Origin of the sequence: Prochlorococcus sp. MIT 1011, from assembly GCF_047305235.1 — a bacterium.
GTDB lineage: Bacteria > Cyanobacteriota > Cyanobacteriia > PCC-6307 > Cyanobiaceae > Prochlorococcus_B.
This window is the reverse complement of sequence record NZ_CP138983.1, coordinates 1,626,703-1,642,333: the sequence shown is the minus strand read 5'-3', so window position 1 is coordinate 1,642,333 and position 15,631 is coordinate 1,626,703. Positions and strand designations below refer to the sequence as shown.

Sequence of the window (15,631 nt, the reverse complement as noted above, 5' to 3'; positions counted from 1 at the left end):
TTTGGGAAGATTAAAAGGAGGGGGCTTTTAAAAATAATGGCTATAAACCTAGACTAACTTATGTTTGATGGATTAGTTATCTATTAAAAAAAGAAGTTTTTTATCCTCATCATCTTTTGTCTCTACCCTTATTGATCTGGCACCTTCAAAAGCCTCTTCTAAAATTTGCGTTGCCAGTGGGTTTTCTAATCTTCTTCGAATTACTCTTCTTAGCGGCCTGGCCCCATATTCAGGTTCATAGCCTTCATCAGCAAGAGTTTTAATAGTGTTTTCGTCAACATAAAGATCTAAACCTTGGTGCTTGAGAAGCTTCTTTAGTTCTTCAAGTTGAAGTCGCACTATTTGTTCTAAACTTTCAGGCTTTAGTGGACTAAATCTTATTACTTCATCAATGCGGTTCAAAAACTCTGGTCGAAAATGGTTTGTCAGAGCTTCGTTGATTTTTTGATCTAATTCTTGTGCAAGAATATTATTATTTGCATTCTCTCTTTGAACCTTAAGTGAATTGTTTAAGATTGCTTTGCTAGCAAGATTGCTGGTCATAACAATAACTGTATTTCTAAAATCTATTGTTCGACCTTGAGAATCGGTGAGTCTTCCATCATCTAACACCTGTAAAAGGATATTAAAAACTTCTGGATGAGCTTTTTCTATCTCATCAAGGAGTAAAACGGCATAAGGTCTTTTTCTAATGGCTTCTGTTAATTGCCCACCTTCTTCGTAACCAACGTATCCAGGCGGTGCCCCTAAGAGTCTTGAAACAGCATTTCTCTCCATATATTCACTCATGTCAAGTCTCAATAAAGCCTCCTCTTCATCAAACAATGAACTTGCTAATGATTTAGCAAGTTCAGTTTTTCCTACACCTGTAGGGCCTAGAAAAAGAAAGGATCCTATAGGCCTTCTTATGTCCTGCATGCCAGCTCTTGCTCTACGAATTGCTGCTGAGACTGCTTGAACAGCATTTAATTGACCAATAACTTTTTTTTCTAAGTCTTGTTCTAAATTTAAAAGCTTTTGTCGTTCACCTGATAAAACTTTGCTAACAGGAATTCCTGTCCATCTTGAGACAACATCAGCTATGTCTTCTGGGTCAACTTGGTCTGTTATCAATGAATTGCCATATTCATTATCTTCTTGAATAGAAGCTTCTATTTCTTTTATTCTTTCTTTGATTTGAAAAAGTTGTTCATATTTAAGTCTTTCTACCTCTTCAATATCACCAGACATTTCAGCCTCTCTTATTAAATTTTTGAATTCTTCAGCTCTTATTTTTAGTTCTTGTAATTCAGCTGATTTCTCAATCTGATCTTGCCATTTTTGTTTGATCTGAGCCAGTTCATAGAGTAGCAATTCTTTCTGTTCTTCAAGATTATTTATGATGTCTAATGTCGTTTCTTCGGTTGCATTTTGGATTGAAGACTCTAAATTATTAACCTGAGATTCTTTCTCTTCAATGATTTTTGGTTTTGATGCAGATTCGATTTTTACTTGAGCTGAAGCCTCATCAATTAAGTCAATAGCTTTATCAGGTAGGCATCTATCACTTATATATCTATGAGATAGACGATTCGCTGTAATTAGTGCTTCATCAGTAATAGTAACTCCGTGATGAAACTCGTAATTTTTTTTAAGTCCTTTTAGGATTTCTAAGCTTAAATGCAAGCTTGGCTCTTTGATTGATACTTGTTGAAATCGTCTATCAAGTGCCAGATCTTTTTCGATCGTACGTCTATAATTATCAGGGGTAGTTGCACCAATACAACGTAAGTCCCCACTAGCTAATAATGGTTTTAATAGACTGCCAGCATCAGTGTTTGACCTGTCTTTACTTACAATTGAGTGTAATTCGTCTATAAATAGAATTACTCCTTTTTCGCTATTGCTGATTTCACTTAACAATGATCTAAATCGTTCTTCAAATTGCCCTCGGAATTTAGCTCCAGCTATTAATGCACCTATGTCAAGTGAAATTAGTCTTAAACCTTGAAGAGAATCAGGAAGTTCGTTGGCTATGATTTTTTGAGCTAATAATTCTGCAACTGCTGTTTTCCCAACCCCTGGAGCGCCAATTAGTACTGGATTATTTTTACCTCTTCGAGATAAAACTTTTGTAATTGCTTTAATTTCCGACTCTCTTCCGATCACAGGGTCTAACTTCCCATCTTCAGCTTCGGCTGTAAGGTCTTTGCAGTATAAATCCAATGCACTAGGCGTTTCATTAAGCTTTAAAGGTTCTTGTTTTGATTTGATCTCTTCCTTGTTTATAGGACTAAGTAGCTCGGGGTTAGAATCTCTTGAAGTGTTTTTGGTAGAGTTAGAAGATCTTGAATCTTTTTGTGCTTTAGTTTCTTGTTGTTGTTGTGTTGTAGTTCTTGTTTTTTGTTTAAATGATTTAGGTGCTGGTAGTCGTCTCAATTCCGCTTCAAGAATTTCACTAGGGAGACCTGCTTGATAAAAAAGATCTTCTCCTAAGCGATTGTCTCTACCAATTGCGATAAGAATATGAGATATTTCTATTTGGTTAGATCCCCATCGAGAGCGAAAATCATCAGCTGTTTCAAGAAGTATTTCTAAATCTTCTCCAATAAATAAGTCTGATTGGCTGTTCATTGGAAGTTCAGCGATAAAGTTTTCTAAAACTTCATTTAATTCTTCATGGTTTACAGGTAGGGAATTTGTATATTTGTGAAATTTTTTATTTCTAAAAAGGACTTGAATAAGATGTTCAACATCTAAATTCTCATGACGCCACCTTTTGGCTGATTGTTCAGCTATTAGTAAAAGACTCCAAGCTTCGTTGCTAAAAGAATCTGGTTCTGTAGTTAGACTTCCATTCATTTTAGATCAATTTTGATTCAAAGTGGTCATTTGCCTTCTGAATGTTGATTGAGACCTTGTTGTCGATATGTTTATTTCTTGTTAAGACAAATTTGATTGATTAGGTCTTGGAAAGCAAGCTAGATTAGCAATTCAGGAACATATAGGAATAATGTAGTTCATAAGATCTAAAAATCATTTTAAATTCGTGGCTGACTCTCTAGAACTAGTAATTGATACCATTATGGCCCGAGAAGTTTTGGATTCTCGTGGCAATCCAACGGTAGAGGCTGAAGTGCTTTTAGAAGGTGGAGCTATTGGACGCGCGATTGTTCCAAGTGGCGCAAGTACTGGAGCTCATGAGGCTCATGAATTAAGAGACGGTGGAAAACGTTATATGGGTAAAGGAGTTATCAAGGCCGTTGGTCATATAGAAGAAACTATTGCGCCTGCTCTGTGTGGACTTTCTGCTTTAGATCAAGCCACAGTTGATTCTGTAATGAAACAACTCGATGATACAGATAACAAATCAAATCTTGGTGCAAATTCAATTCTTGCTGTCAGCATGGCTACAGCAAGAGCAGCGTCTAATGGATTGGGTTTGCCTTTGTACAGGTATTTAGGTGGACCAATGTCATCTCTATTGCCAGTGCCATTGATGAACGTCATTAATGGAGGAGAACATGCTGCAAATAATTTAGATTTTCAGGAATTTATGTTAGTTCCGCATGGCGCTGAAAGCTTCAGAGAAGCATTAAGAATGGGTGCTGAGGTCTTTCATACGCTTAAAGATTTATTGAGTAAGAAAGGTTTATCAACTGCTGTTGGTGATGAAGGAGGATTCGCTCCAAATCTTGAAAGTAATAAAGCTGCAGGTGATCTTTTAATGCAAGCAATTGAACATTCTGGATTTAAAGCAGGAGAGCAAATCTCTTTGGCTTTGGATGTTGCAAGTACGGAGTTTTATAAGGGGGGTCAATATCATTATGGTGGGAATGCATATTCCAGTGAGCAAATGGTTGAGGAATTGGCTGGGTTAGTTAATTTATTCCCAATCATTTCTATTGAAGATGGATTAGCTGAAGATGATTGGGATGGTTGGAGCTTGCTTACGAAAAAGCTTGGCAAAAGTGTTCAATTGGTTGGGGATGATTTATTTGTCACCAACACACTTCGTTTGCAAAGAGGAATTGATGAGAATATTGCAAATTCAATATTAATTAAGGTTAATCAAATAGGTTCTCTGACTGAAACACTTGAAGCTATTGAGCTTGCCTCAAGATCAAGTTATACAACTGTCATAAGTCATAGAAGCGGAGAAACTGAAGATACAACTATTGCTGATTTGTCAGTAGCAACTAAATCTGGTCAAATTAAAACAGGTTCATTGAGTCGGAGTGAAAGGGTCGCGAAATATAATCAGTTACTTCGTATTGAAGACGAGTTAGGGAGTCAGGCGACATATGCTGGACTTGTCGGATTGGGACCAAGAGGTATCTCTCAGAGTTGATTTCCACTATTTTAAGCTTTTTCTTCCTTGGAAATTATCTAAACGACTATCGCTTCTCATCTTGAATTTTAATTTAATCCAGCTTAGAGCTATTGGAAATCCAACAGCTACTGGTACGAGAAATAAAAAAGGTCTATTGGTTGAAGCTAGTAAAGCTGAGGATATGGCAAGTGAACCGAGAAGAACAGAATTACCTAATGATTGTTGAGCATTAATCATTCTTCTGAGTTGTCTGTCTGATTCACCCATTCGCACTTGAAGTTGCAAGTCGCCTTGTTCTAGTCTCTCTAGATTTTCATCCAAGCGCTTTGGTAACCCAACAGCTTTACTGCCTATTTCAGTAACTTGTCTTCCTAATTCATTAAATAAGTCATTAGAGTCTGGATTTCTTGAAGTCATTAGAGGGAGAAGGAATGGTTTCGCTATTGCTATTAAGTTAAATTCTGGATCTAAATATCTTCCAACACCTTCAAAAGTTGATAATGCTCTAAAAACAAAAATCAACTCAATTGGTATTCTAAAGGGTTTCCCATAAGCTAGTTCAGATATATCCCCAGAGAGCTTTTCTATAATTTTAGAATCAAATGGAGGAGTGAGAGCTTCATTTAACATTATCCTTATTAACCTCCTAACGGGACCTATTTCGACATCTTTTTCTATTAACCCAGCGATTTGAAGTTCTTTTACTAGTCCACTAACGTCTCTGAGAGCTGCGGCTTTGATCATTGAATTTAACCTGCCTCTAATACGCTCAGAGACAAATCCCATCATCCCAAAATCATAGTAAATAAGAGAACCATTCTTAGAAACAGCTAGATTGCCGGGATGAGGATCAGCATGAAAAAAACCGTAATTAACTAATTGTTTTAAATAACTTGTAGCTCCAATCTTTGCGATTAAAGAAGTATCAATATCATTGCTTTTTAGAGATTTAATATCATTTATCTTTATTCCTGGTAAATACTCCAAACATAAAACCTTACTCGTGCTTAAATCCCAAAATACACTGGGGATTAAAATTTCTGAATCATCTATAAATTGTTGTTTAAATCTTGCAGCATATTGCGCTTCAATTCGAAAATCTAGTTCTCTTAGTAATACTCTTTTAGACTCTTTGGCAATACCTACCCAGTCATTACCTCGACTTAGAGACTTTATTTTTTGTACAACTTTTGCAACTTGATTCATTACATCTAAGTCAAGTCTGAAAAACTTTTCTATGTCTGGTCTTTGAACTTTAAAAATAATATTTTTTTCATTAATTAATATGGCTTTATGAACTTGAGCAAGTGATGCTGAGCCAATAGGAATTTGATCAATACTTATGATTTTTTCATATGAATTTCCAAGTTGCTTTTTTAATATTTCTTGAACTTTGTCAAACGCAAAAGGTGGAACTCTATCTTGTAGAGAGGTAAGTTCATTAACCCATGCAGATGGAATAACATCAGCTCTTGCAGATAAAAGTTGGCCTAATTTAATAAATGCTGATCCTAGATGAACTAATTCTTTCGTAAGCCATTTTGCTCTTAGAATATTTCGCTTTTCTCTTCTTTTAACAGTATATCCTTTTAAATAAGTCCATTTTTTAGAATCAAACCATAAATAGAAAAGTAAACCTAATAATATTGTCCAAATCTTAAGGGCTCTACCAAATCTTTGAAGTTGACTAGCTAGAAATATCAATTTTTATCCTCAATACATTTATTAATATCGATAACCTTTGATCTGAGATCATCTATTTGTTTTTGAATTAAATCTTCTTTACTTAATTGTTCCTTAGAACTTTTCTCTTTTGATGCATTAGTCTTTTTTTCTAGACGTTCAGATTCTTCAATAACCTCTTGTTTAAAGCTAGACCATTCATTTTGGAGCTTATGAGGTAATTCTTCAGCAATTTCAGTGAATTCCTGGGCAGAATTGAGCACTTTCTCAGTTATCCGAGCTGCTATCCGGTTCATGGCTGCTTTTAGCAGTATTTCTGAGTCACTCAATGATCTAATTAATCAGCTTTCACTTTAGAAGATCCAGGGTTTTTTGTGTCTTCACATTGAAACTGGATATATGCAGATTTGCTCTTAATCAATTAAATCTATTTAGAAGATTGTTTGTTATCTCTCAACCTAGAATATTTTCATTAGAGTTGAAGAATACAAACATTTGATTTGATTTGGGGTAAAAGTCTAATCTATTAACCCAAGTGATCTCAAAACATCTTTTTCTCTTCTTGAAAGAGAGCAAAACCTAACTAAGAGATTTTCCATTGGAAACCATTGAAACCGATGTTGTCATAGTTGGTGGTGGGCCTGCTGGTTGCAGTTGTGCGCTTTACACTTCCCGAGCAGATTTAAGAACAGTAATTCTTGATAAGAATCCTGATGTAGGGGCCCTAGCAATAACACATCAAATTGCCAATTATCCAGGAGTTTCTAGTGAAATGAGTGGTGAGGCTTTGTTGAAATTGATGAGAGATCAAGCTACTCAGTATGGGGCTGATTATCGCAGGGCTCAAGTTTTTGGTATTGATGCTAGTGGTGACTGGAAAACTATTTATACCCCTGAGGGGACTTTTAAAGCAAAGGCACTTGTCGTAGCTAGTGGTGCAATGGGAAGGCCAGCATCATTTAAAGGTGAGGCTGAGTTTTTGGGTAGAGGAGTAAGTTATTGCGCCACTTGTGATGGAGCTTTTTATAGAGATCGTGAAGTCGCCGTTGTTGGTATTAACAAAGAGGCAATTGAAGAAGCAAATGTTCTTACAAAATTTGCTTCCAAAGTTCATTGGATAACATCCAATGATCCAAAATCAGATGATCATCATGCGCAAGATCTATTATTAAAACCAAATGTGAACCATTGGAGCAAAACGAGGTTAATGCAGATTGAAGGTAATGATTCAGGGGTAACAGGTATTAAGGTTAAGAACCGTTCAATTGAGACTCATCAAGAAATAGCTCTTGAGGGCGTTTTTGTCTATATGAGCGGTTCCAAGCCTATTACCGACTTTCTTGGTGAACAGGTTGCTTTTAAGGAGGATGGTGGAGTCTTGGTGGATGACTTTATGTCCACAACAGTCGAAGGGGTTTGGGCAATTGGCGATATCAGAAATACTCCATTTAAACAAGCTGTTGTTGCAGCATCTGATGGATGTATAGCTGCTATGGCAATAGATAGATATTTAAATAGTCGGAAATCAATTCGCGTCGATTGGGTTCATGCTTGATTCACGCAATTGATAAGTTTTCAAAGAGGAATTGCTTCAGAAACATAGGCAACACCACCGTAGTAGCTAAGCACAGTTTTTATATTTTCTCTTATCTTGTCGATTATCTTTTGCTCACAAAAAATAATTACGTGTGCATTTGATCCAAATCCAGTGAATTCCATGTCTTCAGTGACAATTCTTTCTGGACCTCTTCCAGTAGCATGCTTCATAACCGTATAACCAGGAACTTCAGCTTTTTCTAATGCTGAGAGAACATCATCTAGTTCTCTTTCGCTAAAAATCAAGTCAAGTCTTTTCATGAAAATGAGTTATCCAATTGATGGAATCATTGTGTTTACTAAGCCCATATATACTGGTATACCTATGATTATGTTGAAAGGAAAGGTTAATCCAAGAGTGGTCGAAATGTAATAACTAGGTCTTGCTTCAGGAACAGTCATTCTCATTGCTGTTGGTACAGCTAAGTATGAAGCACTAGCGCAGAGAACTACAAATAAAAGAGCATTGCCTGGATCTAAATTTAGAAATCTAGCTACCATTGATCCTAGTACAGCATTAACTATAGGCATAAATATTGAAAACAAAATGAGAAAGGCACCAGTCTTGTTTAGGCGAGCGAGACGTTGAGCAGCCACAATTCCCATATCAAGAAGGAAAAAGCATTCTGCGCCATAGAACAATTCAGCTGTGAACGGTTCCATTTTTTTTATGTCAGATGGATCAATCGCGGATGTTAAAAAACCTATTAAAAGGCTTCCGAGTAATAAATAGACAGAACCATTTAACATCGACTCATGCAAAATTGATCCCCATTTCATTTTTCTTTTGATGGGCCTTTCTTTGGGGGCTCCAAATTTGACTAAGAGAAGACCAATTATTATTGCTGGAGACTCCATTAGTGCTAAAGCTGCAACCATAAAACCATCAAAGGGTATATTTTGACTTTCTAGAAAACTTTCAGCAGTAATAAATGTCACTGCACTTATTGATCCATATGCTGCTGATATTGCTGCTGCATTAAAAACATCGAATTTAAATCTCAGTACTAAAAAGCAAATGAGTGGGATTAGTAGTGACATTAATATTGCTGCTATCACAGTTGGAAGAACTGGATAACCTAAGCCACTTTTTTGAAGCTCAATTCCACCTCTGAATCCTATTGCAAGTAAAAGATATAAAGAAAATAATTTTGGTAGGGGCGCAGGAATCTCAAAATCAGACTTTAATGCATATGCAATTGCACCCAAAAAGAAAAACAGTATTGGGGGACTTAAAGCATTTTGAATGAAAAGGTTTTGTCCCATTTCTTGTTAGTACTTAAAGCAATCGATTAGATAAAATATTGATTATCAGATATTTAGGCTATCAATTGCAGCTGTGAGAGCTTCTTTCCTTGTACCAATTACATCGACTCCAAATTTAGCAAGTCTGTCTTTTACTCTTCCTGTTGCACCGGCTACATATGCTTTCCTTGAATTGTTTAGCGCTTCCTGAACCATATCTTCTATTGCGAGGGTTGCAGTAACTCCAAGCCTTGGAACATCAGTTATATCAAGTATTAGAACTTTATAGTTTCTTACAAGCATCATTCTTTCAGTAATTCCTTTTGCTGCTCCAAAACTAAGAGGTCCTTTCAATCTAAATAGCATTACTTCTCCCGCACAACGATCTAATAGTGCTTTTTCATCTGAGGGGAGTTGTGCATTTGCTGCATTGTTACTGTATGTTGAATCAAATGGGTTGTCAGCTTCCATACCCTCCAATTGTGTCTCTGTAATGGAATCTATCGTGAGCATATTTGCTATGAATACACCAACTAGTACAGCCCATATCAAGTCCCAGAAAACTGTCATCAACAGGACTCCATACATCACACTTGCGGTTTTAAGTGAAAGTCTATGAGCTCTTAATAAAAATCCCCAATCAATAATGTCTAAGCCAACTTTTATTAAAATCCCCGCAAGAAGTGCTGTAGGTATCTGAGCTGCTAGAGGACCAGCACCAACTAGAACGAATAGCAATACAACTGAATGAACCATCCCTGAGATTGGTGTGGAACCTCCAGATTTGACATTTATTACTGTTCTCATGGTTGCCCCTGCTCCAGGCAAACCTGTGAAAATCCCAGCTACTGCATTTCCAATACCTTGTCCAATTAGTTCTCTATCAGAATTGTGCCTGGTTTGAGAAATATTATCGGCTACAAGAGATGTAAGAAGAGAGTCAATAGCGCCAAGAACAGCAAGGACGAGTCCGGCTTTAAGAATTATTGGGAAGAAATTGTCAAAGCTGGGATCTGGAAGACTTAAAGAAAGACCACCCTCTGGTATTGCACCTATTCGGTCTATCGAACTATCGCCAAAGAGAAGAATTGATAAAGGAGTAACTATTAATAATGCTAAAAGAGGAGACGGGACCCATTGACTTATTTTACGGGGGGTAAGAAACACTATCGCAAGTGTCATTAATGCCACTCCTATCGCAGCCCCATTTGGTTCGAAATTGTTAACTAAAATTGAAAGAGAGTCTAATACTCCTCCTCGAGTTGATATTCCAAGTAAAGGACCTAATTGAAGCGTGATGATGATTACTCCAATTCCAGACATAAAGCCTGAAACGACAGAGTATGGAACAAGTGTTATGTATTTACCAAGTCTTAGTAGACCAAATAAAATCTGAAATAATCCTCCAATGACTACCGCAGCCATTACTAGGGGAAGAATTTCACCAGCAGATAAATCTCTAGGTACTCCTACGGCCGCCAAACTCGCAACTACTCCAGCAACTGTTACGCTCATCGGCCCAGTAGGACCACTTACTTGAGCAGGAGTTCCTCCAAACAATGCAGCGAGAAATCCAACTACGACTGCTCCATAAAGGCCGTAAATAGCGCCTCCAGGGCCAAGTGCCGCATTGCCAAACGCTAAAGCTAGTGGTAGGGCTACAACTGCGGCAGTCAAGCCGCCTAATACATCACCTCTAATATTTTTTAGGTGAAAGCCATTAATTAACGCCAATCGACTCTCCTAACTTGATTTAACTTGAACAAGCCTATCTCTTCAAGGTTCCATTAAGTTTTGGAATCTCTACTTTTAAATACTTATATTGAATAAGAATTATTGAAAAAATTGATTTTTTCTAAGAATGCAGCGTGATTTCGATGGTATTAGATGATTTTAAGGATTATTTCAAAATCCTTGGCGTTAGTAGAAATGCTACCGATAAAGAAATCAAAAGTGCTTTCAGGAAACTTGCTAGAAAATTTCATCCTGATTTACATCCACATGACGAGAGGGCAGAGTCAGAGTTCAAAGAAATAAATGAAGCTTATGAGATTCTTTCAGATGAGGATAAAAAAAAGTCTTATGAACAATTTCTAAATTATTGGTTCAAAAATAGAGATGGAAATTCGAGAGATTTTTCTAGGGAAAATAATGATCAGCAATTTGATGAATATCTAAACTTTGATGATTTTTTGAGTGATTTAATTGGAAGATTTAGTGATGTTGGTAAAGAAATTTACTCAAATATATCTTCAGATAATAGTGATCAATCATTAAATCTTGATGCTGCATTTAATTTGCAGATTAGTTTTCGAGAGGCTTTGAATGGAACAAAAAAGACTCTTTTAGTGAATGATGAACGTATCGAGGTGAAAATTCCAAAAGGAACTGAAACAGGATCAAAAATACGTCTTGAAAATAAGGGTAATATACAGTCCGGGAAAGGGAAAAGAGGAGATTTATTGATTGAAGTCAGCATTAAATCTCATCCAATTTGGAAAGTGAAAGGTTTAGATGTGTATGCAGATTTACCTATTTCTTTAGATGAATTAGCTTTGGGAGCGAATATTTCGGTTGCATCCCCCCAAGGAGTCACATATTTATCAATACCTTCAGGAAGTTTACCTGAGCAAAAATTGAGATTAAAAGGTCAAGGATTACACAACTTAGATACCCAAGGAGATTTGTTTTTTACTCTAAAATTGCAGTTCCCTAAAAATTGGTCAGACAAGGAGTTGAGACTTCTTGAAAAGCTTAGATCTGTTCGAATAGATGAACCTCGTTCGACTTGGTTCGATCAGGCTAGGACTTAAAGGAAGTAAAATGTAGTTATCTCTCATGTAGTTATCTCTATTGGTCAATATGGATCTTACTTATCGGCCCCGTCGTCTTCGAAGAACAAACTCTTTAAGAGATATGGTTAGAGAGCATAGTGTCTCTGCCTCAGACTTTATTTACCCTCTTTTTGTTCATGAAGGTTCAGATATTCAAGAAATAGCAGCGATGCCAGGTGCATTTCGCTGGTCAATGGATAGCTTGGTTGATGAAGTTAAACGTGCTTGGAATCTAGGTATTAGATGTGTTGTTCTATTCCCAAAAGTTCCAGAAGAGCTGAAAACAGAAGATGGAGCTGAATGTTTTAATGAAAAAGGTTTAATACCAAGGGCTATTGAAAGATTGAAAATAGAGATACCTGAAATGTGCATCATGACTGATGTCGCTTTAGATCCTTATTCTTGCGATGGTCATGATGGAATAGTTAGTAATCAAGGAATAATTTTGAATGATGAAACCGTTAATTATTTATGTAAACAAGCAGTTGTCCAAGCACAATCAGGAGCAGATTTAATTGGACCTAGTGACATGATGGATGGAAGAGTAGGAGCTATAAGAGAAGCCTTAGATGATGAAGGTTTTGAACATGTAGGAATAATTAGTTACACCGCAAAATATTCATCTGCCTATTACGGGCCTTTTAGAGAAGCTTTAGATTCTGCCCCTAGATCATTATCAAATAAGCCTATACCGAAAAATAAAAACACCTATCAGATGGATCCAGCGAATGCTAGAGAAGCCATAACAGAAGCTCAACTTGACGAACAAGAGGGATCTGACATCCTAATGGTTAAACCTGGTTTGGCTTACTTAGATATTATTTATCGTTTAAGGGAAGAATCAGAATTACCAATCGCTGCATATAACGTTAGTGGAGAGTATTCAATGGTTAAAGCTGCTGCTCAAAGAGGTTGGATTGATGAAAAGGCAATAGTTTTAGAAACTTTATTGAGTTTTAAAAGAGCTGGAGCAAATCTGATCCTTACGTATCATGCGTGTGATGCCGCAGGATGGTTAAAAGAAGAATAGAGTTAATTAAGAAAATTATTAAAAATTTCAATTTTCAATCAAAAGTAATGCTAGAAAAACACTCTGACTTAAATAATGAAAGAGTTCATCGGCTCGGCCATGTAGCTATAAGAGTGGATGATGTTGATAGGGCTAAAAGTTTTTATTTGAGCTTGGGAATGAAGCTTGTTTGGGATGATCCTGATTGGTGTTACTTAGAGACAGGAGAGCACAAAGATGGCCTAGCTTTGCTCGGTCCGAGCTATAAAGCGGCTGGTCCACATTTTGCATTTCACTTCACTAAAAGGGATGAAATAGAAAGAATTCATTCTTCTCTAAAAAATCAAGGTGTACAGGTTGGCGCTTTGCATGATCATCGAGATGGAACTTCTTCTTTTTACTTGAAAGATACAGAAGGTAATTGGTTAGAAATGCTTTATCACCCATCAACAGGAATTCCAACAAATCAATAGAATTTAGGTAGACGAATGGAATTTACAATAAATCATGATGATTCTGCAAAAACACAAATAATTCTAGAGTCTTTGGAGTTACTTGAATGGCCAACTGTTTGTAATCATTTGTCTACATTCGCGGTTACCCAACAAGGTCGTAATAAATGTAAAAGCTTTGATTTGCCATTAGATATATCTCTTAGCCAAGAGCTATTGTCCCAAACGTTAGAAATTGGATCATTAGATATTTCTCTTGATGGAGGAATATCTTTTGAAGGTATTCATGATTTGGAAAATATTCTTTTGATATGCTCCAAAGGTGGTGTCGCAATAGGTGAGGATTTATTAAAAGTTGCTGATACTTTAAGAGCTGCTAGAAAATTACGAAAACTAATATTTGATCAATTCATACGTCCACGACTTTCTGAATTACTCAAAGACGTTGCAACTTTGCCTGATTTGCAAAAACTACTTGAATTTGGCCTGGATGAAGGTGGGCGAATTGCAGATCGTGCTAGTCCAAAACTTTCTGAATTACGACGCCATAGGAATTCGGTACGTCTTCAAAGAAAAGATATTCTTCAAGATATTATCCGGAAATATGGTGGATTACTTCAAGATAATATTATCTCAGAGCGGTATGGAAGACCTGTTTTAGCATTTAAAGCTGGGACTTCCGACCAGATTAAGGGAATGGTTCATGATAGTTCCGCTTCAGGAAATACGATCTATGTCGAGCCACAAGTTGTCATATCAATAGGGAATCGTTTGGCAAAAATAGATTCTGAAATCTCAGATGAAGAGAGGAGACTTTTAGCTAATTGGAGTAAAGAGGTTGGGTTTAATGCCGATGTAATAGCTTATTTAGGAGAGATTCTTTTACAGATTGAGTTTGCATTGTCACGAGCTCGTTACTCTAAATGGCTTAACGGGGTACCAGCAATTCTTGATGAGAATGAGAATACACTATTTGAAATTAAAGATTTTCGTCATCCTTTATTAGTATGGAATGATTTTCATGAGAAAAAAAATACAGTAGTTCCAACCACTTTTGATGTTCCGTCTGATTTGAAAGTTGTTGCAATTACAGGTCCTAATACTGGAGGCAAAACAGTTGCGTTAAAAAGTATTGGTCTAGCAGTTTTAATGGCAAAAGCAGGAATACTTTTACCATGTAATGGCGTACCAAGATTGCCCTGGTGTAAAAATATTTTAGCCGATATTGGTGATGAGCAATCATTACAGCAAAATTTATCTACATTTAGTGGACATATTCTTCGTATAAGTCGAATACTCGATGCTATAGCTTCTTCCCGTGGGACGACTCTTGTTCTTTTAGACGAAGTTGGAGCAGGAACTGATCCCTCTGAAGGTACAGCTTTGGCTATGGCTCTGTTAAAGATAATGGCGGATAGAGCACGACTAACTATTGCTACTACTCATTTTGGAGAATTAAAAGCACTGAAATATAGTGATTCAAGGTTTGAAAATGCTTCAGTTTCTTTTGATAGTGAAACAATAAAACCAACCTTTCATTTGCAATGGGGCATTCCTGGTAGGAGTAATGCAATTGAGATTTCACAAAGACTTGGTCTTGATTCGGAAGTGATAAAACGTGCTCAAGAGTTTATCAATCCTGCAAGCGTTGATAATGTTAATCAAGTTATTAAAGGCTTAGAAAAACAACGTGAGCGGCAACAATCAGCAGCTGAAGATGCTGCGGCTTTATTGGCAAAAACTGAATTATTACATGAAGAATTACTTGATAGGTGGCAGAAACAACGTCAACAAACGGAGAGGTTTAATGAACAAGGAAGGTTCAAACTGGAGTCGTCAATTCGAGAAGGTCAAAAAGAAGTTAGACATTTGATTAAACGTTTGCGCGATCAAAATGCTAGTGGTGAAACAGCAAGAATTGCTGGTAAACGATTACGGCAAATGGAGAAGGGATATCGAAGTAATAGGCGGGTTCCGCATGTGCCGGGCTGGGTTCCAAAAATTGGGGACAAAGTTAGATTGTCTTCTATAGGTAAAGCAGGTGAAATAATTTCTTTCTCAGATGATGGAATGCAATTAACAGTATTGTGCGGGGTATTTCGAAGTAAAGTCAGTTTAACGGAAGTCGAAAGTCTTGATGGTCAAAAGGCCGAAATAAATCCAAGTGTGCAAGTAAAAACCTCGCAGGTAAGAAAGAATTTATCTTTAGTACGTACTAAAAAAAATACCTTAGATGTAAGGGGGTTACGCGTGCATGAAGCCGAGGGGGTAATTGAAGAAAAATTGAGAAATTGTTCCGGAGCTTTATGGGTTATTCATGGAATTGGTTCTGGAAAACTAAAAAAAGGTTTGAGGAAATGGTTTGATTCACTTTCATATGTTGAAAAAGTAGCCGATGCTGAACCTCATGATGGAGGCCCTGGATGTAGTGTTGTGTGGATGGTTGATTGAAATTGAGGTGAAAGTTATAAACAGTGTTTTCAGTTCTTTAATTGAGCAA

12 protein-coding genes are annotated in these 15,631 nt (G+C 36.8%); 6 read left to right on the top strand and 6 right to left on the bottom strand.

Annotated features, from left to right (window positions below; translation table 11 throughout):
- Positions 1–72: 72 nt before the first annotated feature.
- Positions 73–2,841, bottom strand: coding sequence for an ATP-dependent Clp protease ATP-binding subunit (locus SIB75_RS09805; protein WP_413683122.1), 2,769 nt, complete (start codon positions 2,839–2,841; stop codon positions 73–75).
- A gap of 187 nt (positions 2,842–3,028) precedes the next feature.
- On the opposite strand from SIB75_RS09805, the gene eno reads away from it, so the two are divergent.
- Positions 3,029–4,330 carry a phosphopyruvate hydratase gene (eno, locus tag SIB75_RS09800; RefSeq protein ID WP_413683121.1) on the top strand — a complete coding sequence of 434 codons (1,302 nt, stop codon included), beginning with the start codon at positions 3,029–3,031 and terminating at the stop codon, positions 4,328–4,330.
- Between the two features lie 6 nt (positions 4,331–4,336).
- Here the strand turns inward: eno and SIB75_RS09795 are convergent, their stop codons facing one another.
- Positions 4,337–6,016 carry an ABC1 kinase family protein gene (locus tag SIB75_RS09795; RefSeq protein WP_413683120.1) on the bottom strand — a complete coding sequence of 560 codons (1,680 nt, stop codon included), beginning with the start codon at positions 6,014–6,016 and terminating at the stop codon, positions 4,337–4,339.
- Complete coding sequence (locus tag SIB75_RS09790) at positions 6,013–6,291, bottom strand: hypothetical protein (protein WP_413683119.1); 279 nt, start codon at positions 6,289–6,291, stop codon at positions 6,013–6,015. Before SIB75_RS09790 ends, SIB75_RS09795 begins: the two co-directional genes overlap by 4 nt.
- A 302-nt stretch (positions 6,292–6,593) precedes the next feature.
- Here SIB75_RS09790 and SIB75_RS09785 point away from each other — a divergent pair, with 302 nt between their 5' ends.
- Positions 6,594–7,550, top strand: a complete 957-nt coding sequence (locus tag SIB75_RS09785; protein WP_413683118.1) for an NAD(P)/FAD-dependent oxidoreductase — start codon at positions 6,594–6,596, stop codon at positions 7,548–7,550.
- A 20-nt stretch (positions 7,551–7,570) separates the two neighbouring features.
- Here the strand turns inward: SIB75_RS09785 and SIB75_RS09780 are convergent, their stop codons facing one another.
- The 3 genes from SIB75_RS09780 to SIB75_RS09770 are packed head-to-tail and all read right to left on the bottom strand — an operon-like array spanning position 7,571 to position 10,570.
- Positions 7,571–7,852 carry a P-II family nitrogen regulator gene (locus SIB75_RS09780; protein ID WP_413683117.1) on the bottom strand — a complete coding sequence of 94 codons (282 nt, stop codon included), beginning with the start codon at positions 7,850–7,852 and terminating at the stop codon, positions 7,571–7,573.
- 9 nt (positions 7,853–7,861) lie between these two features.
- Entirely contained in the window at positions 7,862–8,857 is a 996-nt protein-coding gene (locus SIB75_RS09775) for a sodium-dependent bicarbonate transport family permease (RefSeq protein ID WP_413683115.1), read from the bottom strand.
- Positions 8,858–8,902: 45 nt separating this feature from the next.
- Positions 8,903–10,570: a SulP family inorganic anion transporter gene (locus SIB75_RS09770; RefSeq protein ID WP_413683113.1), complete on the bottom strand. Its 1,668-nt coding sequence runs from the start codon at positions 10,568–10,570 to the stop codon at positions 8,903–8,905.
- A 143-nt stretch (positions 10,571–10,713) separates the two neighbouring features.
- On the opposite strand from SIB75_RS09770, the gene SIB75_RS09765 reads away from it, so the two are divergent.
- The 4 genes from SIB75_RS09765 to SIB75_RS09750 are packed head-to-tail and all read left to right on the top strand — an operon-like array spanning position 10,714 to position 15,582.
- A complete protein-coding gene (locus SIB75_RS09765) occupies positions 10,714–11,649 on the top strand; it encodes a DnaJ C-terminal domain-containing protein (RefSeq protein WP_413683112.1) in 936 nt (311 codons plus the stop codon).
- A 49-nt stretch (positions 11,650–11,698) separates the two neighbouring features.
- Positions 11,699–12,700, top strand: coding sequence for a porphobilinogen synthase (hemB, locus tag SIB75_RS09760; RefSeq protein WP_413683111.1), 1,002 nt, complete (start codon positions 11,699–11,701; stop codon positions 12,698–12,700).
- 47 nt (positions 12,701–12,747) lie between these two features.
- Entirely contained in the window at positions 12,748–13,152 is a 405-nt protein-coding gene (locus SIB75_RS09755; RefSeq protein ID WP_413683110.1) for a VOC family protein, read from the top strand.
- A gap of 15 nt (positions 13,153–13,167) precedes the next feature.
- A complete protein-coding gene (locus tag SIB75_RS09750; protein WP_413683109.1) occupies positions 13,168–15,582 on the top strand; it encodes an endonuclease MutS2 in 2,415 nt (804 codons plus the stop codon).
- Positions 15,583–15,631 lie beyond the last annotated feature (49 nt).